This window comes from Nitratireductor sp. WH36-1 (genome assembly GCF_058725515.1).
In genome coordinates, this window is sequence record NZ_CM178970.1 from 957,230 (window position 1) to 976,810 (window position 19,581).

General features: G+C 63.4%; 16 protein-coding genes. 15 read left to right on the plus strand and 1 reads right to left on the minus strand.

The window, feature by feature from the left end; translation table 11 throughout:
* The first annotated feature begins 50 nt into the window (after positions 1-50).
* The 11 genes from AC4PTT_RS04640 (at position 51) to AC4PTT_RS04690 (ending at position 14,730) form a co-directional block, all read left to right on the plus strand.
* On the plus strand, positions 51-2,948 hold the full coding sequence (locus AC4PTT_RS04640; protein ID WP_492162191.1) for a ribonucleoside-diphosphate reductase subunit alpha: 2,898 nt from the start codon (positions 51-53) through the stop codon (positions 2,946-2,948).
* Positions 2,949-3,094: 146 nt separating this feature from the next.
* On the plus strand, positions 3,095-4,210 hold the full coding sequence (locus tag AC4PTT_RS04645) for a ribonucleotide-diphosphate reductase subunit beta (protein ID WP_113153075.1): 1,116 nt from the start codon (positions 3,095-3,097) through the stop codon (positions 4,208-4,210).
* A 3-nt stretch (positions 4,211-4,213) separates the two neighbouring features.
* Positions 4,214-4,438: a hypothetical protein gene (locus tag AC4PTT_RS04650; protein WP_492162192.1), complete on the plus strand. Its 225-nt coding sequence runs from the start codon at positions 4,214-4,216 to the stop codon at positions 4,436-4,438.
* A gap of 76 nt (positions 4,439-4,514) precedes the next feature.
* The gene (locus AC4PTT_RS04655) at positions 4,515-7,058 is read left to right on the plus strand and encodes a heavy metal translocating P-type ATPase (protein ID WP_492162193.1); all 2,544 of its coding nucleotides are present in this window, start codon (positions 4,515-4,517) and stop codon (positions 7,056-7,058) included.
* Between the two features lie 130 nt (positions 7,059-7,188).
* The gene (locus tag AC4PTT_RS04660; protein ID WP_492162194.1) at positions 7,189-8,271 is read left to right on the plus strand and encodes a LacI family DNA-binding transcriptional regulator; all 1,083 of its coding nucleotides are present in this window, start codon (positions 7,189-7,191) and stop codon (positions 8,269-8,271) included.
* A gap of 32 nt (positions 8,272-8,303) precedes the next feature.
* A complete protein-coding gene (locus tag AC4PTT_RS04665; protein WP_206544282.1) occupies positions 8,304-9,326 on the plus strand; it encodes a polyamine ABC transporter substrate-binding protein in 1,023 nt (340 codons plus the stop codon).
* A gap of 73 nt (positions 9,327-9,399) precedes the next feature.
* Entirely contained in the window at positions 9,400-10,227 is an 828-nt protein-coding gene (locus AC4PTT_RS04670; RefSeq protein WP_113153071.1) for an ABC transporter permease, read from the plus strand.
* Entirely contained in the window at positions 10,224-11,003 is a 780-nt protein-coding gene (locus tag AC4PTT_RS04675) for an ABC transporter permease (RefSeq protein ID WP_025030355.1), read from the plus strand. The genes AC4PTT_RS04670 and AC4PTT_RS04675 overlap by 4 nt, the downstream gene beginning before the upstream one ends.
* Positions 10,996-12,021 (plus strand): ABC transporter ATP-binding protein, encoded by a 1,026-nt coding sequence (locus tag AC4PTT_RS04680; RefSeq protein WP_113153070.1) that lies wholly within the window; start codon positions 10,996-10,998, stop codon positions 12,019-12,021. The genes AC4PTT_RS04675 and AC4PTT_RS04680 overlap by 8 nt, the downstream gene beginning before the upstream one ends.
* 37 nt (positions 12,022-12,058) lie before the next feature.
* The gene (locus tag AC4PTT_RS04685) at positions 12,059-12,955 is read left to right on the plus strand and encodes a nucleoside hydrolase (RefSeq protein ID WP_245447773.1); all 897 of its coding nucleotides are present in this window, start codon (positions 12,059-12,061) and stop codon (positions 12,953-12,955) included.
* On the plus strand, positions 12,952-14,730 hold the full coding sequence (locus AC4PTT_RS04690; protein WP_492162195.1) for an adenine deaminase: 1,779 nt from the start codon (positions 12,952-12,954) through the stop codon (positions 14,728-14,730). Before AC4PTT_RS04685 ends, AC4PTT_RS04690 begins: the two co-directional genes overlap by 4 nt.
* 176 nt (positions 14,731-14,906) lie before the next feature.
* On the opposite strand, the gene AC4PTT_RS04695 is transcribed toward AC4PTT_RS04690, so the two are convergent.
* Complete coding sequence (locus tag AC4PTT_RS04695) at positions 14,907-16,076, minus strand: M20 aminoacylase family protein (protein ID WP_492162196.1); 1,170 nt, start codon at positions 16,074-16,076, stop codon at positions 14,907-14,909.
* A 145-nt stretch (positions 16,077-16,221) separates the two neighbouring features.
* Between AC4PTT_RS04695 and AC4PTT_RS04700 the strand changes: the two genes are divergently transcribed.
* From AC4PTT_RS04700 to AC4PTT_RS04715, 4 genes are all read left to right on the plus strand, one after another.
* Complete coding sequence (locus AC4PTT_RS04700; RefSeq protein ID WP_492162197.1) at positions 16,222-16,947, plus strand: phosphoribosyltransferase; 726 nt, start codon at positions 16,222-16,224, stop codon at positions 16,945-16,947.
* Positions 16,948-17,081: 134 nt separating this feature from the next.
* A complete protein-coding gene (locus AC4PTT_RS04705; protein ID WP_492162198.1) occupies positions 17,082-17,840 on the plus strand; it encodes a gamma-glutamyl-gamma-aminobutyrate hydrolase family protein in 759 nt (252 codons plus the stop codon).
* A 115-nt stretch (positions 17,841-17,955) separates the two neighbouring features.
* Positions 17,956-18,432, plus strand: coding sequence for a DUF3830 family protein (locus AC4PTT_RS04710; protein WP_113153066.1), 477 nt, complete (start codon positions 17,956-17,958; stop codon positions 18,430-18,432).
* Between the two features lie 79 nt (positions 18,433-18,511).
* Positions 18,512-19,546 carry an ABC transporter substrate-binding protein gene (locus tag AC4PTT_RS04715; protein ID WP_113153065.1) on the plus strand — a complete coding sequence of 345 codons (1,035 nt, stop codon included), beginning with the start codon at positions 18,512-18,514 and terminating at the stop codon, positions 19,544-19,546.
* Positions 19,547-19,581 lie beyond the last annotated feature (35 nt).

Genomic DNA, 19,581 nt, shown 5'->3' on the forward strand with positions numbered 1-19,581 from the left:
CGTCGCGCCGCATGTCTCCGCGCCCCCGTCCAACCGCCACGGGGGTCTACATGCCGGCGACTGAAGCACAACACACCACTGAAGCACAAAACACCAACGGCACCGCCACGGTTCCGCATTCCACTGCAAACACCGAAACTACATCTCTTGAACCGGGTTACCGCGTCATCCGCCGTAGTGGCGGTGTAACACCGTTCGATCCGGCAAAGATCGCGGTGGCGCTGACCAAGGCGTTTCTGGCGGTTGAGGGTTCCACCGCCGCTGGCTCGCGCCGTGTCCATGAAATTGTCGAGGAGCTTGCCGTACAGGTCGTGTCCGCGCTCACGCGCCGGGCCGATGCCGACCGTCTGTTCCACATCGAGGAAATTCAGGATCAGGTGGAACTCGCCCTCATGCGTGGCGAGCATCATCGGGTTGCCCGCGCCTATGTGCTCTATCGCGAGGAGCGCGCCCGCGAACGCGCCGCCGGGACGGCCAGTGTGGAAGCCCCGCAATCCGCCCTGCAGATGACGGCGGATGACGGAACGCTGGTTCCGCTGGACGAAGCGCGGCTTGCCGCAATCGTCGAAGAAGCCTGTGCCGGCCTCAAGACCGTTTCCGCCGAACCGATCCTCACGGAAGCCCGCCGCAATCTCTATGACGGCATCCGTCAGGACGAGCTGTCGCTTGCGCCCATCCTTGCCGCCCGCACGCTGGTGGAGCAGGAGCCTGACTATGCGTTCGTCTCCGCGCGTCTTCTGCTCGACAAATTGCGGCGCGAGGCTTTGACCTTTGTGGCCGGCAGGTCCGAGCAGGCGACGCAGGCCGAAATGGCGGAGCGCTATGCAAGCTATTTCCCCGACTTTATCGCGAGCGGCATTGCCAGCGAGCTCATCGACCCCGAGCTTGCCCGTTTCGATCTGGCGCGCCTTGGCGCGGCGCTCAGGCCGGAGCGTGATCTGAACTTCCAGTTCCTTGGCCTCCAGACGCTCTACGACCGCTATTTCCTTCATGCCGGGGGCATTCGGTTCGAGTTGCCGCAGGCGTTCTTCATGCGTGTCGCCATGGGGCTTGCCGTGCGCGAGATCGACCGCGAGGCGCGCGCCATCGAGTTCTATGACCTTCTGTCGTCCTTCGACTTCATGGCCTCCACGCCCACCCTGTTCAATTCCGGCACGCTGCGCCCGCAGCTTTCTTCCTGCTTCCTCACCACGGTGGCTGACGATCTCGACGGCATCTTCAAGGCGGTGAAGGACAATGCGCTGCTTGCCAAATATTCCGGCGGTCTCGGCAATGACTGGACGCCGGTGCGCGGTCTCGGCGCGCATATCAAGGGCACCAATGGCGAGAGCCAGGGCGTCGTGCCGTTCCTCAAGGTCGCCAATGACACGGCCATCGCCGTCAACCAGGGCGGCAAGCGCAAGGGCGCCGTCTGCGCCTATCTGGAGAGCTGGCACATCGACATCGAGGAGTTCCTCGATCTGCGAAAGAACACCGGCGACGACCGCCGCCGCACGCATGACATGAACACGGCCAACTGGGTGCCGGACCTGTTCATGGAACGCGTCGAGGCGGACGGTTCGTGGACGCTGTTTTCGCCTGACGAGACGCCCGACCTGCACGATCTTTATGGCAAGGCGTTTCGCGCTGCCTACGAGGTCTATGAGGCAAAGGCGGAAGCCGGTGAACTGCGTGTCTTCAAAACCGTGCGCGCGGTCGATCTGTGGCGGCGCATGCTCACCATGCTGTTCGAGACCGGCCATCCCTGGATCACCTTCAAGGACCCGTGCAACATCCGTTCGCCGCAGGGCCATGTGGGCGTCGTTCACTCATCCAATCTGTGCACGGAAATCACGCTCAACACGTCCAGGAATGAGGTGGCCGTCTGCAATCTGGGTTCGGTGAACCTCGTCAATCACATTGCCGATGGCGTGCTCGATCTGGCGCGGCTGGCGCGCACGGTCGGCACCGCCATGCGCATGCTCGACAATGTCATCGACATCAATTTCTACACCATTCCCGAGGCGCGCCATTCCAATCTGCGCCATCGCCCGGTCGGTCTCGGCCTGATGGGCTTTCAGGATGCCCTGCAAAAGCTGCGCATTCCCTATCAGAGTGAACAGGCGGTCGCCTTTGCCGATATGAGCATGGAGGCAATCGGCTATCATGCGATTGCCGCTTCGGTGGAACTTGCCGCCGAGCGCGGGCGCTATGCCAGCTTTGACGGTTCGCTCTGGTCGAAGGGCATTCTGCCGATCGATTCCATCCGGCTTCTGGAAGAAGCGCGACCGGGCGTTGAGATGGACAGTGCGGCAACGCTTGACTGGGAGAGCCTGCGCAAGCGGGTGAAGAAAACCGGCATGCGCAATTCCAATTGCATGGCCATCGCGCCCACCGCCACCATCTCCAATATCTGCGGCGTGTCCCAGTCCATCGAGCCCGCCTATCAGAATCTGTTCGTCAAATCGAACATGTCGGGCGATTTCACCGTGGTGAACGCGGCGCTGATTCACGATCTGAAAGAGCGCGGCCTGTGGGATGAGGTCATGATGTCGGACCTCAAATATTTCGATGGGTCCGTCGGTCAGATAGACCGCGTGCCGGATGATCTGAAGGCGCTCTATGCGACCGCGTTCGAGATCGATTCCGCCTGGCTGATCGAGGCCGCCTCGCGCCGCCAGAAATGGATCGATCAGGCCCAGTCGCTCAATCTGTACATCGCCAATCCGAGTGGAAAGAAGCTGGACGAACTCTACCGGCTGGCATGGCGTAAGGGCCTGAAGACGACCTATTACCTGCGCTCGCGCTCGGCCACCCATGTGGAGAAATCCACGCTCAAGGGAACCGACGGCAAGCTCAACGCCGTCGCCGCCACGAGCGTTCCTGCTGCGCCCATCGCCATCGATCCGAACGCCGCATGGGGCAGGGCCTGCGCCATCGACGATCCCGAGTGCGAAGCCTGCCAGTAGCCCGGCCTTCGCATCTCCCGCTCCGCGCCCCAACCCTCATCGTGAGCCTGAGCCCCCCCTCATCCTGAGCCCCCCACCTTCATCCTGAGCCTGTCGAAGGACGAAGGTGGGTACGTAGCGCCCAAACCCAATCGGAAGACAAAAAAATGCTGAACTGGAACGAACAATCGCAGCCCGCCACTGCCGCGAACCCTGCCGCTGACGAGGCCGACGCCACGGGCCTCGGCGAGATCGAGCGCGGGGCGGCCCGCGTCTCGGTGGATGACAAGCGCATGATCAACGCGCGCGCCGACGTCAACCAGCTCCTGCCGCTCAAATATCGCTGGGCCTGGGAGAAATATCTCGCCGGCTGCAACAATCACTGGATGCCCACCGAGGTCTCCATGCAGGCCGACATTGCGCTCTGGAAATCGCGCGATGGCCTGACCGAAGACGAGCGGCGCATGATCAAGCGCAATCTCGGTTTCTTCGCCGCCTCTGAATCCCTTGTCGCCAACAACATCGTTCTGGCGATCTACCGGCACCTCACCAATCCCGAATGCCGGCAATATCTGCTGCGTCAGGCCTTCGAGGAGGCGATCCACACGCACACTTTCCAGTACATCGTGGAAAGCCTGTCGCTGGACGAGGGCGAGCTGTTCAACATGTATCGCGAAGTGCCCTCCATCACCGACAAGGCGGCATGGGCGCTCGACTTCACGCAGCATCTGGACGATCCCGAATTCAGGACCGGCACGCCGGAGGCCGATCAGGCGTTCCTGCGTGACCTCGTGGCCTTCTATGTCATCTTCGAGGGCATGTGGTTCTACACCGGCTTCGCACAGATCCTGTCGCTTGGCCGCCGCAACAAGATGGTCGGCATCGCCGAGCAGTATCAATACATCCTGCGCGATGAATCGATCCATCTGAACTTCGGCATCGACGTCATCAACCAGATCCGCATCGAGAACCCGCATCTTTGGACGCCCGCCTTTCAGGACGAGGTGCGGGGCATGATCGCGCATGCTGCCGAACTGGAAGCATCCTACGGGCGGGATACGATGCCGCGCGGCTTTCTCGGTCTCAACGCGGCGCTGTGCGAACAGTACATGCACTTCATCGCAAACCGCCGCTGCGCCCAGCTTGGCCTGGCTCCGGTCTTCGCCGAAACCGAAAACCCGTTCCCGTGGATGAGCGAGGCGATGGATCTGAAGAAGGAAAAGAACTTCTTCGAAACCCGCGTCATCGAATATCAGAACGGCGGCGCGCTGAGCTGGGACTGATCCATGGCGTATGACGCAACCAGAATGAAGCTGTTGCGCGCGGGGTCGATCCCCGCGCAGCAGCGCGCTTTCATGGAGTGGCTTTTGAGCCTCCCGGGCGATGCCGATCTCGAATATGCAGCGCGCCGCCAGCTTGCCGAGATCGACCGGCGGCTGCCGAACCACCCGGAAGTGCAATATCTGCGCCTGCTCCTGAGCGCCTTTTCCGGCTCCGACACGATGCAGTGATTTTCTCGCTTGACCTTCCATTGACTGGAAGGTTTAGAAGCGCAATCCTGAACAATAGTCATTCAGGGTGAAAGCGATGAATACCCTTCCTGCCGGCACGTCTTCGGCCAATGTAAAACGCTTCCGCATCGAGGGACTGAGCTGCGCTTCCTGCGTCAAACGCGCGGAGAAGGCGATTGCCGCCGTCGATGGCGTTGAAAGCGCCTCGGTCAATCTGGCGACCGAGACGGCTGATGTGGCGGTGCATCCCGGCGTTGATTTTTCCAGCATCGTCAGTGCGGTGGAACGTGCCGGCTATGGCGTGCCGGAGAGCCATCTCGATATCGGCATCGAGGGCATGACCTGCGCATCCTGCGTGCGGCGTGTGGAGCAGGCGATTGCCGCCGTGCCCGGCGTTTCAAAGGTCGCGGTGAACCTCGCCACCGAAAGCGCATCCGTCGAACTTCTGAACGATGAAGCGCGCCGCGGCGTTGAAGAGGCGATCCGCAAGTCCGGTTACACGCCGGTTGCCCGTTCCGATGGCGCTGCCGCCCGTGACGCGCATGAGGAGGCAAAGGCCGCCGAGTTTCGTTCGCTCAAGCGCGATTTCACGCTGGCTGCAATCTTCACCCTTCCGATCTTCATTCTCGAGATGGGCAGCCATTTCATACCGGGCATGCATGCCTGGCTGATGGGGATCGCCGACCGCAAGACGCTTTACCTCCTCTATTTCGTGCTGGCGACCATCGTGCAGTTCGGGCCGGGCCTGCGCTTTTATCGCAAGGGCTTCCCGGCGCTGATGCGCTTTGCGCCGGACATGAACTCGCTTGTCATGCTCGGTTCCACCGCTGCCTGGGCCTATTCGGTCGTGGCGACTTTCGCGCCCGGCGTTCTCCCGTCCGGCACGGTCAACGTCTATTTCGAGGCGTCCGCCGTCATCGTCACGCTCATCCTGCTCGGCCGGCTTCTGGAGGCGCGCGCCAAGGGCCGCACCGGCGAGGCCATCAAGCGGCTGATGGGCCTGCGCGCCAAGAGCGCGCGTGTTCTCCGCGATGATGCCTTTGTCGAGCTGCCGCTTGAGGACGTGGTTGTGGGCGACCGGCTTCAGGTGCGCCCCGGCGACAAGGTGCCGGTCGACGGTCTGGTCGAAAGCGGTTCTTCCTATGTCGATGAAGCCATGATCTCCGGCGAGCCGGTGCCTGTCTCCAAGGCCGAAGGCGACGAGGTGATCGGCGGAACGATCAACAAGACCGGCAGCTTCGTCTACCGCGCCACCAAGGTCGGCTCCGACACGGTGCTGGCGCAGATCATCCGCATGGTCGAAAACGCGCAAGGGGCCAAGCTGCCCATTCAGGCGGTGGTCGACCGGGTCACGGCCTGGTTTGTGCCGGCCGTGATGCTTGCCGCCGCGCTCACCTTCGTCGTGTGGATGGTGTTCGGTCCCGATCCCGCATTCGCCTTCGCGCTGGTCAACGCGGTCGCGGTGCTCATCATCGCCTGCCCGTGCGCCATGGGGCTCGCCACGCCCACCTCCATCATGGTCGGCACCGGCCGCGCTGCACAGCTCGGCGTTCTGTTCCGCAATGGCGAGGCGCTGCAGAGCCTGCGCAACACAAGTGTCGTCGCCTTCGACAAGACCGGCACGCTGACGCTCGGTCGCCCCGCACTCACCGATTTCGTGATGCAGAATGGGTTCGAGCGCGCCGATATCCTTTCGCTCGTAGCATCGGCGGAAGCCATGTCCGAACATCCGGTGGCCGAGGCCATTGTCGAGGCCGCGCGCGCCGAGGGGCTCACCCTCAAGCCGGTCGCCGCGTTCGATGCGGTTCCGGGTTTCGGCATCGCAGCCACCGTTGACGGCCGCAAACTCCACATCGGTGCGGACCGCTACATGCGCCAGCAGGGCGTCGAGATCGGCAGCGCATCCGCCGATGCCGACAGGCTCGCAACCGACGCCAAGACGCCGCTTTATGCGGCGGTCGATGGCCGGCTTGCCGCCGTGGTCGCCGTTGCCGATCCGGTGAAGGAATCGACGCCGCGTGCCATCGCTGCACTGCATGCGCTGGGGCTCGAAGTGGCCATGATCACCGGCGACAACCGCCACACCGCCGAAGCCATTGCCGCAAAGCTGGGCATCGACCGGGTCGAGGCGGAGGTTCTTCCCGAGGGCAAGGTCGAGGCGCTCAAGCGCCTGCGCAGTCTGGCAGGTCCGGTCTCCTTCGTCGGTGACGGCATCAACGATGCTCCTGCACTGGCAGAAGCCGATGTCGGCATCGCCATCGGCACCGGAACGGATGTCGCCATCGAAAGCGCCGACGTGGTTCTCATGGCGGGCGATGTGACCGGTGTTGCCAATGCAATCGGCCTCTCGCAGGCGACCATGACCAACATCAGGCAGAACCTGTTCTGGGCCTTCGCCTACAATGTGAGTCTCATTCCGGTTGCTGCCGGCGTCCTCTATCCGGCCACGGGCACGCTCCTGTCGCCCATGCTCGCTGCCGGTGCGATGGCGCTCTCCAGTGTCTTCGTGCTGGGCAATGCCCTGCGCCTCAAGCGCTTTCAGGCGCCGCTTCCTGCCCGGTCCGCCGGGCAGGAGGGAGCACAGGTCGGCGAGGCGAGGGCGGTCACGGCGTCCGCCTGATCGCCATAGCGGTCATGATATTGATATGTCCTGACCGCTATTTCTGGGGATTTTCAAAATCCGATTCGACATGATGGTTCTTGCCGGGCATAATGCTTAAACGCTTAACCTTCATTTGAATCGGGCTTTGATGGCTTCTCGCGCCAATCTATCCGATATTGCCAAAGCTCTTGGCGTATCGGTTGCGACCGTTTCAAACGCGATGTCCGGAAAGGGCCGCGTGTCGAAGGAGCTCGGCCGGGCGATCCGCGAAAAGGCAAAAGAGCTGGGCTATGTGCCCAGCCTCGCAGGCCGGGCGCTGAGCACCGGGCGCAGTCATGTGCTTGGCCTCGTTCTGGCCGATATCGGCCACCCGCTCTTTCCCCAGTTTGCGCAGGCCATCGAGCATGCCGCCTCCGAGGCCGGCTATGGCGTTCTCATCGGCGACAGTCGCGGGGATATCGAAGCCCAGTCCCGCGCCATCAACCGGCTGATCGAGCGCGGCGCGGATGGCATCGTCGTCGTCCCGCGCCACGGCACCTGCATTGCCGATATTGGCCGTCCCGTTGCGGTCATCGATTCCCCTTCCACGCCGGGCAACACGGTCGCCGCAGATCACCGCAATGGCGGCCTCGAAATGGGCCGGCACCTGCTGGAGCTCGGCCACCGCTCCGTGGCGATCATCGGCCTTCATTCCGATTCCAACGTTCAGAACGACCGCATTGCCGGCATTCGCGAAGCCTTCGCCGGCAAGGGCGAAGCCCGCCTGATCTGGATCGGCGAAATGGAGCGCAGCCATGGTTCCGGCTGCCCGCTCGGTCTTGTGCGTCTGGTGGAGGAGGGCGTTACGGCCTTCGCCGCCGTGTCCGATCTTCATGCCCTGCGCGCCATCACCGAGCTGCAGCAGGGCGGCGTCTCCATTCCCGACGATGTCAGCGTCACCGGTTTTGACGATCTCATCTGGGCCGGCGTCATCGCGCCGAGCCTCACCACCATGCGCATGGATATGGAGCGCATTGCCGAGATCGCCATTGCCGACCTCATTTCCCAGATCGACCAAGGCGGCGCGCGCGATGCGTCGTCCGATCTGCCGGCCCTCAAGGGCCAGAGTTCCATCCCGATGGAGCTCATCATACGCCAGTCAAGCGGCCCGGTGTTGGGTCGGGCCGCTCCTGGTGACAGGACGTCGGTCCATCGCTGGCCCGCGTCATCATCCGCCACGGACCCAGTCTAGAAAAGCACCACCAGAGAAGGAAGCGATTAGACATGTTCAAGAAACTCATGGCCTCCGGCGTTGCGCTGGCCGCACTCAGCGGCGCAGCACAGGCAGCCGACAAGACCCTCGTCATCTCCGTCTATGGTTTCGCCCAGGACGCCTTCAAGGAGATCGTCTACGATCCGTTCGAGGCCCAGTGCGGCTGTGAGCTGGTGGTCGAGACCGGCAACTCCGTGGAGCGTCTGGCAAAGCTGGAAGCCCGCAAGGACGATCCGGAAATCGACATGGCCGTCATGTCCACGCACGACGCGCTTTCGGCATCGCGCAAGGGCATCACCCAGTCCATCGACGTCAGCCGCCTGTCGAACTACGACAAGCTCTATGACATCGCCAAGGACCCGCTCGGCGACAATCTGGCTGTCGGCTACACCTTCTACGCCACCTCCATCGCCTACCGCGCCGACGAGGTGACGATTGAAAGCTGGGCCGACCTGTTCCAGGACAAGCTGAAGGGCCGCGTTGCGTTCCCGAATGTCAGCACCAATCAGGGCCCGCCCGCGCTCTACATGGTCGGCAAGGCCATCGGTGACGATTCCGCAGACCTGAAGGCCGCCATTGCCGAAGTCGCCAAGAACAAGGACGACATCGTCACCTTCTACGAGCGTTCCTCGCAGGTCGCACAGCTCATGCAGCAGGAAGAGATCCTGGCAGCACCCATTGGCCGTTTTGCCTGGGGCGCATACGCCAAGATGGGCTTCGACATGGCCTGGGCCACCCCGAAGGAAGGCCAGACCGGCGGCATGAACGTCATGATCCTGACCAAGGGCGCGAAGAACGAAGATCTCGCCTATGAGTTCATGGATTTCTGGCTCTCCACCGAGGTCCAGACCAAGCTTGCCGAAGCGCTGGTGGACAGCCCCGCCAATTCGGAAGTGAAGGTCTCCGAGGAGATCGCCGAAAACCTCACCTATGGCGCCGAGACCGTTGAGAGCCTTCAGCTGCTCGACCCGGCTGTCATCCTCGACAACCGCGAGACCTGGCTCTCGGAGTGGAATGCTCAGATCGGCCAGTAAGCCGATACGCTGATGCGATGGTCCGGGGGCGGGTGGAGGACCCGCCCCTGAACCCAACACAAGGTTCCAACACATGTTTCAGAATCGGATGGAAGGACTGGCGCTGGCGTTGCCTGCGGCGGTCTTCGCGGCGATCGTTTTTCTCGTTCCCGTGGGCATCCTGCTTTCCGAGGGCTTTCGCGCCGAGGGAAGCTGGACCCTGGCGTCCTATGCCAGCTTCTTTGAAAGCGACCTGAACCGCACCGTCTTCTGGCGCACGCTGAAGCTCGGCGCGATCGTGACTGCCGTGTCGGCGGTCATCGGCTATGCCACGGCCTATTCCATCGTCACGCTGCCGCCCACCGCGCGTGGCCGCATGATCGGCCTCGTCGTCATGCCGCTGATGATTTCGCCCGTCGCCCGCACCTATGCCTGGATCGTCATTCTGGGCCGCACCGGCTTCGTCAACGAAACCATTGTCTGGCTCGGTCTTTCCGACACGCCCATCCGGTTCCTGTTCACCGAGACGGCCGTCTTCATCGGTCTTCTGCAGCTCTTCCTGCCGCTCATGATCCTGTCGCTCATCAGTGCGTTGGAAAACATGCCCAAGGATGCCGTACCCGCCGCGCGCGTTCTGGGGGCAAACTGGCTGCAGGTCTTCGTCAAGGTCATCCTTCCGCTGACCAAGGAAGGGCTCGTCATCGGCGGCACGCTGGTCTTCACCGGCTCGCTCACCGCCTACATCACCCCCGCCATTCTCGGTGGCTCCAAGGTCTTGATGCTGGAAACGCTGCTCTATCAGCGCGTCACCGTCGCCAATGACTTCGCCTCGGCAAGCATCATCGCCATGATCCTCATGGTCATGAGCTTTTCGGCCAACCTGCTTCTGAAACGCCTGGCCACCGCGAGGAACAAGCGATGACCTCCCGCCTTCTGTCCTACGTCACGCTGACGCTCGTCCTCATCTTCCTGCTCGGGCCGTTCGTCATCATCGTCGCGGCGGCCCTTTCGGGCGGCGAAACGCTCGCCTTCCCGCCACAGGGCCTGTCGCTCAAATGGGTGATGAAAGTGTTCGAGGTGGAGAGTTTCAGGGCAAGCTTTGCGCTTTCCATGTTCCTCGCCATCTTCGGCACGCTCGCTGCACTCGTGCTTGGCGTGCCGGTGGCCTATGCCGCCTCGCGCTATCGTCTGCCTTTCGGCGAGACCATCCGCACCATCGTCTCCGCGCCGATCATCGTGCCGGGCATCATCGTCGGTCTGGCGCTGCTGCGCTATCTGGTGATCCCGCTTGATGTCAGCGTCGGCGTGGCGCTGTTCATCGCCCACACGGCGCTGATCCTGCCCTATGCGGTGCGCGTGGTTTCGGCCTCGCTCGACAATCTGCGCAGCGACATCGAGGAGGCTGCGGTCATCCTCGGCTCTTCGCGGGTCGCCACTTTCTTCCGGATCGTGCTGCCCAACATTCAGAGCGGCATTCTGGCGGCCTTCATTCTGGGCTTCGTCACCAGCTTCAATCAGGTGCCGGTGTCGCTCTTCCTTTCAGGACCGGGCGTGCGCACGCTGCCCATCGACATGATCTGGTACATGGAAATCACCTATGATCCGTCGGTGGCCGCTCTTGCCGCGCTGCTCGCCTTCCTCTCCATTTCCATCGTTTTCCTCGCGGAACGTTTCCTGGGGTTCTCCCGCTATGTCTGATGAAACCTATCTCGATCTGAGCAATCTGACGCTCGCCTACGGCAAGACCGTCGCGGTCGAAAGCCTCAACCTGTCCATCCGCAAGGGCGAGCTGATTGCACTGCTCGGCCCCTCCGGTTGCGGCAAGACCACCACCATGCGCGCCATCACCGGCCTTCTGCGTCCGGCGTCCGGCAAGATCACGCTGGATGGCGCGGACATCACCTATGTGCCGGCCAACAAGCGTCATGTCGGTCTGGTGTTCCAGTCCTACGCGCTGTTCCCGCACCTGACCGTGTTCGAGAACGTCGCCTTCGGCCTGCGCCTGAAAAAGCTTCCCACGGTGGAGATCAACCAGCGGGTCGAGGCCGGCCTCGCCATGGTCGGACTTTCCAGGTTCCACAGCCGCAAGCCGGCGGAACTCTCCGGCGGTCAGCAGCAGCGCGTCGCGCTTGCCCGCTCGCTGGTCATGGAGCCCAAGGTTCTGCTGCTCGATGAGCCGCTGTCCAACCTTGATGCGCGCCTGCGTCTGGAAATGCGCACCGAGCTGCAGCGCGTTCAGCGCGAGAGCGGCGTCACGATGGTCTTCGTCACGCATGACCAGAACGAGGCGCTGGCGCTGGCCGACCGCATCGTCGTCATGAAGGAAGGCGCAATCGAGCAGGTCGGTTCGCCCGAGGATGTCTACAACCGGCCGCAGTCCCGCTTCGTCGCGGACTTCGTCGGCTTCGAGAACATCTTCCCGGTGGAAGGTGACGGCATTCGCACCGAAGCCGGCGCGATGCAGCTTTCCGCAAAGCCCGCCGCCGGCGCATCCGGTCTTGCCTGGCGTCCCAACATGGTGACCCTCGGCGAGGGGCGCTTTGAGGGCGAGGTGCTTGGCGCTGCCTTTGCCGGCGGCTCGCGCGAATACCTTCTGAAGAGCCCGCTCGGCCCCATCAAGGCCGAGATGGATGCCGCCGCACCCGCTTTCGAGCCGGGCAGCCGGGTCGCCTTCGACCTGCCGCCGGAACGCGCTGCCGTTCTCGAACGCATGTAGAAAGGGAGTGTCCGCCTTGGTCTGGATCGACACGGATATGGGCTTCGACGACATTCTGGCGGTGATGATGGTCGCCGCCTCGTCGAAGCCGGTCGCTGGCGTCTCGCTGGTGTTCGGCAACGCGCCGATGGATGCGGTGCGCGCCAATGCCGCCGGAGCCGCATCGCTGCTGGGCTGGCGGTTCCCGATCCACACCGGCGCGGAACGGGCGATCCTGGGCGGGGTGGAAACACCCGCCCATGTTCTCGGCCCCACCGGCATTCCGACCCGTGGGCGCAGCCTTCCTCAAGCCGAGGCGCTGCCGCGCACCGATGCGCTTGCGGCCCTGACTGCATGGCTTGAAGGGCTCGATGCGCCGGGCGAAATCCTGGCGCTCGGGCCGCTCACCAACATCGCGATCCTGTCGCTCGCCCGCCCGGACCTGCTTTCAAAGATAGACAGCGTGACCTGGATGGGCGGCGGCGCAACGCGCGGCAATCACACGGCGTCCGCCGAGTTCAACGCTTTCGCCGACCCGGAGGCCGTCGCCATCGTTCTGGCAAGCGGCATTTCGCTGCGCGTCGCCGATCTCGACCTGTGCCGCCAGGTACTCGTCGGTCCCGAAGATGTCGATGTCGTGCGCGCCGCCGGCACGCCGCGCGGCGAAATTCTGGCCGATCTTCTTGGCGCTTATGTCGACATCGCGCTCACGCGCGGCCGTCCCGCCATGGCGCTTTACGATCCCACCGCCGCCGCCGCCTTTGTCGCGCCTGACGCCTTCGTCTTCGAAGAAGCGGAGGTGACGATGGAGCTTGCCGGCGCGCACACGCGCGGCCGCACCATTGTCGACCAGCGCCCGCATGTGAAACCCAACGCCCTGTGGGGCATGCGCGCCGATGCCGCCCGCGTTCGCGCGCTGGCGCTCGATGCCCTCGTGGAGGCTGCCCGCTCATGACCGTCGAACCCCGCGATCTCGACAATGCCGCCCTGCGCGACCGCGCCGTTGCGGCCGCACGCGGCGATGCGCCGTTTGATCTTCTCATTCGCGGCGGCACGCTGCTCGATGCGGTGACCGGCGAACTGCGCCCCGCCGATATCGGCATTGTCGGCGCGCTCATCGCCAGCGTCCACGAACGGGGCGCGCGCGAAGACGCAGCCGAGATTATCGAGGCGCAAGGGCTCACCGTCACGCCCGGCCTGATCGACATGCACATGCATGTGGAAAGCTCCATGATCACGCCGGCCGCCTATGCGCAGGCTGTCCTGCCGCGCGGCGTCACCACCGTTCAGTGGGACCCGCACGAATTCGCCAATGTGCACGGGCTCGACGGCGTTTCATGGGCACTGGAGGCGGCAGCCGGTCTGCCGCTGCGCATGATCGTGCTTGCGCCGTCCTGCGTTCCCGCAGCACCGGGGCTTGAAATGTCCGCCGCCGATTTCGGCGGAGCCGAGCTTGCCGACATGCTGGCGCGTCCCGGCATTGGCGGCGTTGCCGAGGTCATGAACATGCGCGGGGTCATCGACCGCACCGCTCCCATGCGCGATGTGGTGCAGGCCGGCCTTGAAAGTGGCAAGCCCGTCTTTGGCCACGCCCGCAGCCTCGCAGGCGCAGACCTTAACGCCTTCATGGCCGCCGGCGTCAGCTCCGATCACGAACTCGTCTCCGGCGATGATCTGATGGCCAAGCTGCGTGCCGGCCTGGCGATCGAGATGCGCGGCTCGCACGATCATCTCCTGCCGGAATTCGTCGAAGCGCTGAACGCACTCGGGCGGCTGCCTTCCACGGTAACGCTGTGCACCGACGACGTGTTTCCCGACTCGCTTCTGAACGAAGGCGGCCTTGACGATGTGGTGCGCCGTCTGGTGCGCTACGGCATGCCGGCGAGCTGGGCCATTCAGGCCGCAACGCTCAATGCCGCGCACCGGCTCGCGCGCCCCGATCTCGGCCTTGTCGCCGCCGGTCGCCGCGCCGACATCGCGCTGTTTGACGATCTGGAGAATTTCCGCGCCGCCGCCGTCATCGCCAATGGCGTTGTGGTCGCGCGCGATGGCGCTTTGACCGCCCCGGTGAAGGCGCATTCCACCGCGCCGCTCAAAGGCTCGATCAAATGCCCCGCCTTCACGCCCGATGATTTTCGCGTCCGGGCGGAAGGGGAGCGTGTCCGCGTCGCCACGATTCACCGGCCCCGCTTCACCGAGTGGGGCGAGGCCGAAACAACGGTGCGCGATGGCTTCGTCGTGCCGCCCGAGGGCGCGACGCTGATCAGCGTCATCCACCGTCATGGCCGCGCGCCGGCCATTCCCCGTGTGGGCTATCTCACCGGCTGGGGCGCCTGGCGTGGCGCATTCTGCACCACGGTTTCCCATGACAGCCACAACGTCACGGTCTTCGGCGGCAATGAGGAAGATGTGGCGGCAGCGGCCAACTGGGTGATCAAGGCTGGCGGCGGCATGGCCGTTGCGCAGGGCGGTCGCATCGTCGCCTCTCTGGCGCTGCCCCTGTCGGGCCTAGTTTCCGATGAGCCGCTGGCCGATGTGGCAGCGGGCTTTGCGGCCCTGCGCTCCGCCATGGACGGCATTGTCGACTGGGAGCCGCCCTATCTGGTGTTCAAGGCCTGTTTCGGCGCGACGCTCGCCTGCAATGCCGGCCCGCACCAGACCGATCTCGGCATTGCCGACAATGCCCGCCCCGCCGTTCTGGAAACACCGGTTCTCGAGGTTCTGGGATAGGTTTTAGAAGTCAGCGCTCGCCCCTCATCCTCACCTTCTCCCCGTGAACGGGGAGAAGGGGGCATAGAAGCCGCATCTTGGTTTTTGAGCGAGAGAAAATCCGCGCTTTCCTTCTCCCCGCAGGCGGGGAGAAGGTGCCGGCAGGCGGATGAGGGGCGCGCGCCCCTCATCAAAAATCAGGCCGCCAGTTCCTGCTCCACCAGCGTCGTCCAGAACTTCACGCCGGTGCCGATTGCCCCGTCATTGAAGTCATAAGCCGTGTTGTGGTGCAGCGCGCCATCAACTGCCGGTCCATTGCCGAGCCACACATAAGCCCCCGGCACGTCCTGCGAGAAGAAGGCGAAGTCGTCGCCCGCCGTCGAAGGCGGAAAGTCGGTGCGCACCTTGTCGCCGCACACGGCCTGTGCCGCCGCCAGCGCACGCGCCGTCGCATCCGCATTGTTCACCACGGGCGGAATGCGGCGGATGAAGCGGTATTCGGCCTCAATGCCGAACATCGCAGCAACGCCATTCGCCAGTCGGCCGATCTCTTCTTCCAGCTGGTCGCGCACACGCGGCGTGTAGGCGCGGGCGGTTCCTGCGATGTCGATGAAATCGGGGATCACGTTGAGCGCGTTGGGATCGCCCGCCTGCACCGAGCAGGCGCTCACCACGGCTGGCTGCAACGGGTCCACCACGCGGCCGACAATCGTTTGCAGGCTTGCGAGAAAATGTCCGCCCGCCGTCACCGGGTCCTTGCCCAGATGCGGTTTTGCGCCATGGGTGCCGACGCCGCGAAAACGCACTTGCCAGCTGTCGGAGGAGGCGAGCTGCGGGCCGGCCACCACGGCCATCTCGTCGGTGTCGAGGCCGGGCATGTTGTGCAGGCCATAGACCGCATCGCAGGGGAACATCTCGAACAGGCCGTCTTCCACCATGCGCTTTGCGCCACCCCGGCCTTCTTCCGCCGGCTGAAAGATGAAGTGCACCGTGCCGGAGAAATTGCGTGTCCGCGCCAGTTCGCGCGCCGCGCCCAGAAGCAGCGTCGTGTGTCCGTCATGCCCGCAGGCATGCATCTTGCCGGGCACGGTCGATTTGTAAGGGCGGTCGGCGGTTTCGGGCATGGCGAGCGCGTCCATGTCCGCGCGCAGGCCGATCGTGCGCAGGCCATTGCCCACCGTCAGCGTGCCTACCACGCCGGTGCCGCCAAGGCCGCGATGCACCTTCATGCCGGTCTCTGTCAGATGCTCGGCGACAATCTGGCTGGTCCGCTCTTCCTCGAAGCCCAGCTCGGGATGTGCGTGCAGATCGCGCCGCAATGCGACGAGAAAATCCATCTCCGCGCGAACATCCTCGTTAACAGCCATCAATACGCCCTTTCCATTTATGCGTCTGCCCGGATAAAAGGTGCCTTCCGCAACAAGGCGGCCGGCGTGGAGATATACGCTCTGTCCGGGAACAGAAATCCAGGTGAAAACAGCTCATTCTTAACGCGGGGCCTTTCGGCAGACAATGACGCATTCCGATTTCCAGATCGATCCCCAGGCATTCTGGCAGGAGCTCGAACCGGCAGGAACCTACGAGCGCGCCCCGCGCGGCGGCCATAAGGGGTTCTTCCCCGCAGAGCTGCCCGATGGGCGTCAGCTCGGCCTCCCGATCCGCGTTCTTTCAGGCGGGGAGCGGGCGCTGGCTTCGCTGATCGTCAACCAGGCGAGCTTCTCCGTCTCCGACGCGCTGGCGAAGGCGCTGGCTGAAAAGGCGTCCGCCTTCAGGCCGGATGTTGTCGTCGGTCTGCCCACTCTCGGCCTGACGCTCGCCTCGCAGGTCGCCCGCGCGCTCGGTCACAGCCGCTATGTGCCGCTCAGCACGTCGCGCAAGTTCTGGTACGAGGAAGAGCGCTCGGTTCCGCTGCGCTCCGTCACCAGCCCCGATCAGCAGAAGCGCCTTTATGTGGACCCCCGCATGCTGCCCCTCATCGAAGGGCACCGCGTGCTTCTGGTGGATGATGTCATCAGCACCGGCAGTTCCATTCTCGCCGGTCTGAAACTCCTCAAACTGTGCAACATCGAGCCCGTCGCCGTCGGTGCGGCCATGTTGCAGACGCGCCGCTGGCGCGAGGCGCTTTCGGCCGAGAGCGATGGCATCTGCGACCGCGTTGTCGGCGTGTTCGAAACGCCGGCCCTTGCGCCAACGCCTGAAGGCGGTTGGCTCCCTGAACAACCGGCTGCGACCGAATAGCGGGTTGATTTATTGCTGGACTGGTCGTTTGGTCCAGAAGCTTTTCGCGGCTGTCTTATTCTCGTAGCGTTGTCCGGGGCGTTATGAGCCTCGCCGCTGTTTGCCGTTTTCCAGTTCCCGAAAGGAAGAAGTTCATGTCCGCTTTGCCTGTCATCGGCGTCATCGCCTGCACCCGCGCGGTGGAGGGAGAGAATGCCCAGATCGTCAAGGAGCGTTATCTGAACGCCGTGCGGCAGCACGCGGACGCGCTGCCTCTCATCCTTCCCAGCAATCTCGATGGGGATGATGTCGCGGCACTCCTGCCCAGAATGGATGCCCTGCTTCTGACCGGCAGCAATTCCAACATTTCGCCCGCACGCTATCGCTCGCCCCATGCGCAGCGCGGCATGCTGGATGCTGCGCGTGACAGCGCAACCGCGCGTCTCATCGATGCAGCGGTAGAAGGCGGCACGCCGCTGTTCGGCATCTGCCGTGGCCTTCAGGAAATCAATGTCGCTTTTGGCGGCACGCTTGTCGACGAGCGTGATGCCGGCACGCCGGAGTTCTCGCACCATGCGCCCGATGGCGTCGATCTCGATGCCATGTTCGCCTATGGGCATGACGCCGAGGTGGTTCCGGGTGCGGCCTATGAGAAGGCGCTCGCCGTCTCCGGTCCCCTGAAGATCAACAGCGTTCACTATCAGCGCATTGGTGAGCTGGGCGAGGGGCTTTCCGCCGCAGTTCGTTCACATGACGGTGTTGTCGAGGCTGTCGCAGCCGCCGGGACAAAGGCTCCGGTCTTCGCCGTGCAGTGGCATCCCGAGTGGGAAGCGGAAAAACGGCCGCATGACCTGGCGTTTTGGCGTTACGTCGGAGAGGCAGCGCGTCGTGCGGCGGGATTGTCACAGGCGTAAGCGCGCTCTGATCTGACTGGCGATAAAATTTCTTTATAGGCAGAATTCCGCATTGCGATTGGACATGCACCCGGCCTTGCCTTGAAATATGGGCGTAACAAACGGGTTTAGGTTCATGACTGACAAGAATATCTATCTGAAATTCGTCGAGGCAGACGTAAAGGGTATCATTTCTCTTTATTGGGATACCGCGCCCAAGACCTGCGAAGCGATCTGGGGTGCACTGGAGAAGCCGATTCAGGTTCCTGCCAGCCATGCCATCTTCTCCGGCCCGGAAATCATGATGGGTCTGCCGGAAGAGGCCCGCAACTTCGATCCGACCAGCCTGCCGCCGGAAAACCAGACGGTTCTCCCGGAGCCTGGTGATATGCTTTGGTTCTATCAGCCGAAGAACTTCTTCAAGATCGATCCGGACGAGTTCTGGGAGATCGGCATGTTCTACGGTGTTGGTGGCCGCACGTTCGGCCCGACCGGCTGGATCCCGTGCACCTACTTCGGCAACATGTCCGAAGGGCTCGACGCAATCGCCGAGCAGTGCCGCCTGATCCGCAAGGAAGGCCTGAAGACGGTCGAGATCGGCCGCATCGTTTGATGATCCGGCAGCCAGCCCTTCTCGGGGCCGGCTGCCCAACTTCCAGAAGATCAAACATAAAGACAGCAAGGGAACAGCCATGAAGACGATTTCCAAGATCACGGTCGCCGGCGTTGGCGCTCTGATGGCAGGCACGGCGCTTGCCCAGGCCGAAACGCTCACGATCAACTCCTTCGGCGGTGCTTACGAAGAAGCACATCGTGAGTGCATTCTCACCCCGTTCGAGAAAAAGACCGGCGCTCAGGTGCGCGTGGTGACGGCCTATTCCGCCGACGCTTTCGCCCAGCTTCGCGCTCAGAAGAACGCTCCGCAGTTCGATGTCATCCACTTCTCCGGTGGTCAGGAAATCGTGGCTGCCGAAGAAGGCCTCCTGTCGCCCATCGACGAGGCCAAGCTGACCAACGCCGCCGATGTCTATGACTTCGCGCGCGCCAACCTCGCCAAGGGCGAAGGTCCGGCCTACTCGATTGCTGCGATCGGCCTTCTCTACAACGACGAAGCTGCCGATCCCAAGCCGACTGCCTGGAAGGATCTTTCCAACGAGGCCTATGCCGACCACATCGTCCTGACCGACATTTCCAACGGTTACGGCATGCTCGGCTTCCTCATGATCAACCAGGTCAATGGTGGCGATCTCGACAACATTCAGCCGGGTCTCGATGCAGTCACCAAGCTGCTCGAAAATGGCGCAATCGTTGTTTCCACCTCGCCGGAAATCCAGCAGGAGTTCGCCCAGAACGACGCCTGGATCGCGGCCTACGCTTCCGATTACGCCTACACGCTGCGCAAGGCCGGTCTGCCGACCGCCTTCACCCAGGGTGCAGAAGGCACGCCGGCAAGCTTCATCACGGCAAACCTCGTGGCAGGCCGTCCGAACCAGGATCTCGCCGTTCAGCTGATCGACATGTCGATCTCGCCTGAGGCGCAGGCCTGCTTCGCAGAGAAGCTGCGCTATTCGCCGACCAACGCGAAGACCGAGCTTGCCGGTGAAGTCGCCGCGGACGTCGCCTATGGCGAAGAAGGCGTGAAGGGCCTCATCCGTTTTGACCCGGTCAAGATCGAGGCCAACCGTTCGGCCTGGGTCGACGCCTGGAACCGCACCATCGCCCGCTAAGCCGAAAGCATGAATTGCGGCGTCGCATCCCCTTG

Excerpts from the sequence above, each read along its gene's own strand:
- AC4PTT_RS04695 (WP_492162196.1), bottom strand. The coding sequence starts at position 16,076 with ATGGCTGTTAACGAGGATGTTCGCGCGGAGATGGATTTTCTCGTCGCA.
- AC4PTT_RS04680 (WP_113153070.1), top strand. The coding sequence starts at position 10,996 with ATGTCTGATGAAACCTATCTCGATCTGAGCAATCTGACGCTCGCCTAC.
- AC4PTT_RS04650 (WP_492162192.1), top strand. The coding sequence starts at position 4,214 with ATGGCGTATGACGCAACCAGAATGAAGCTGTTGCGCGCGGGGTCGATC.
- AC4PTT_RS04705 (WP_492162198.1), top strand. The coding sequence starts at position 17,082 with ATGTCCGCTTTGCCTGTCATCGGCGTCATCGCCTGCACCCGCGCGGTG.
- AC4PTT_RS04715 (WP_113153065.1), top strand. The coding sequence starts at position 18,512 with ATGAAGACGATTTCCAAGATCACGGTCGCCGGCGTTGGCGCTCTGATG.
- AC4PTT_RS04675 (WP_025030355.1), top strand. The coding sequence starts at position 10,224 with ATGACCTCCCGCCTTCTGTCCTACGTCACGCTGACGCTCGTCCTCATC.
- AC4PTT_RS04645 (WP_113153075.1), top strand. The coding sequence starts at position 3,095 with ATGCTGAACTGGAACGAACAATCGCAGCCCGCCACTGCCGCGAACCCT.
- AC4PTT_RS04665 (WP_206544282.1), top strand. The coding sequence starts at position 8,304 with ATGTTCAAGAAACTCATGGCCTCCGGCGTTGCGCTGGCCGCACTCAGC.
- AC4PTT_RS04700 (WP_492162197.1), top strand. The coding sequence starts at position 16,222 with ATGACGCATTCCGATTTCCAGATCGATCCCCAGGCATTCTGGCAGGAG.
- AC4PTT_RS04690 (WP_492162195.1), top strand. The coding sequence starts at position 12,952 with ATGACCGTCGAACCCCGCGATCTCGACAATGCCGCCCTGCGCGACCGC.
- AC4PTT_RS04685 (WP_245447773.1), top strand. The coding sequence starts at position 12,059 with ATGGGCTTCGACGACATTCTGGCGGTGATGATGGTCGCCGCCTCGTCG.
- AC4PTT_RS04670 (WP_113153071.1), top strand. The coding sequence starts at position 9,400 with ATGTTTCAGAATCGGATGGAAGGACTGGCGCTGGCGTTGCCTGCGGCG.
- AC4PTT_RS04660 (WP_492162194.1), top strand. The coding sequence starts at position 7,189 with ATGGCTTCTCGCGCCAATCTATCCGATATTGCCAAAGCTCTTGGCGTA.
- AC4PTT_RS04710 (WP_113153066.1), top strand. The coding sequence starts at position 17,956 with ATGACTGACAAGAATATCTATCTGAAATTCGTCGAGGCAGACGTAAAG.
- AC4PTT_RS04640 (WP_492162191.1), top strand. The coding sequence starts at position 51 with ATGCCGGCGACTGAAGCACAACACACCACTGAAGCACAAAACACCAAC.
- AC4PTT_RS04655 (WP_492162193.1), top strand. The coding sequence starts at position 4,515 with ATGAATACCCTTCCTGCCGGCACGTCTTCGGCCAATGTAAAACGCTTC.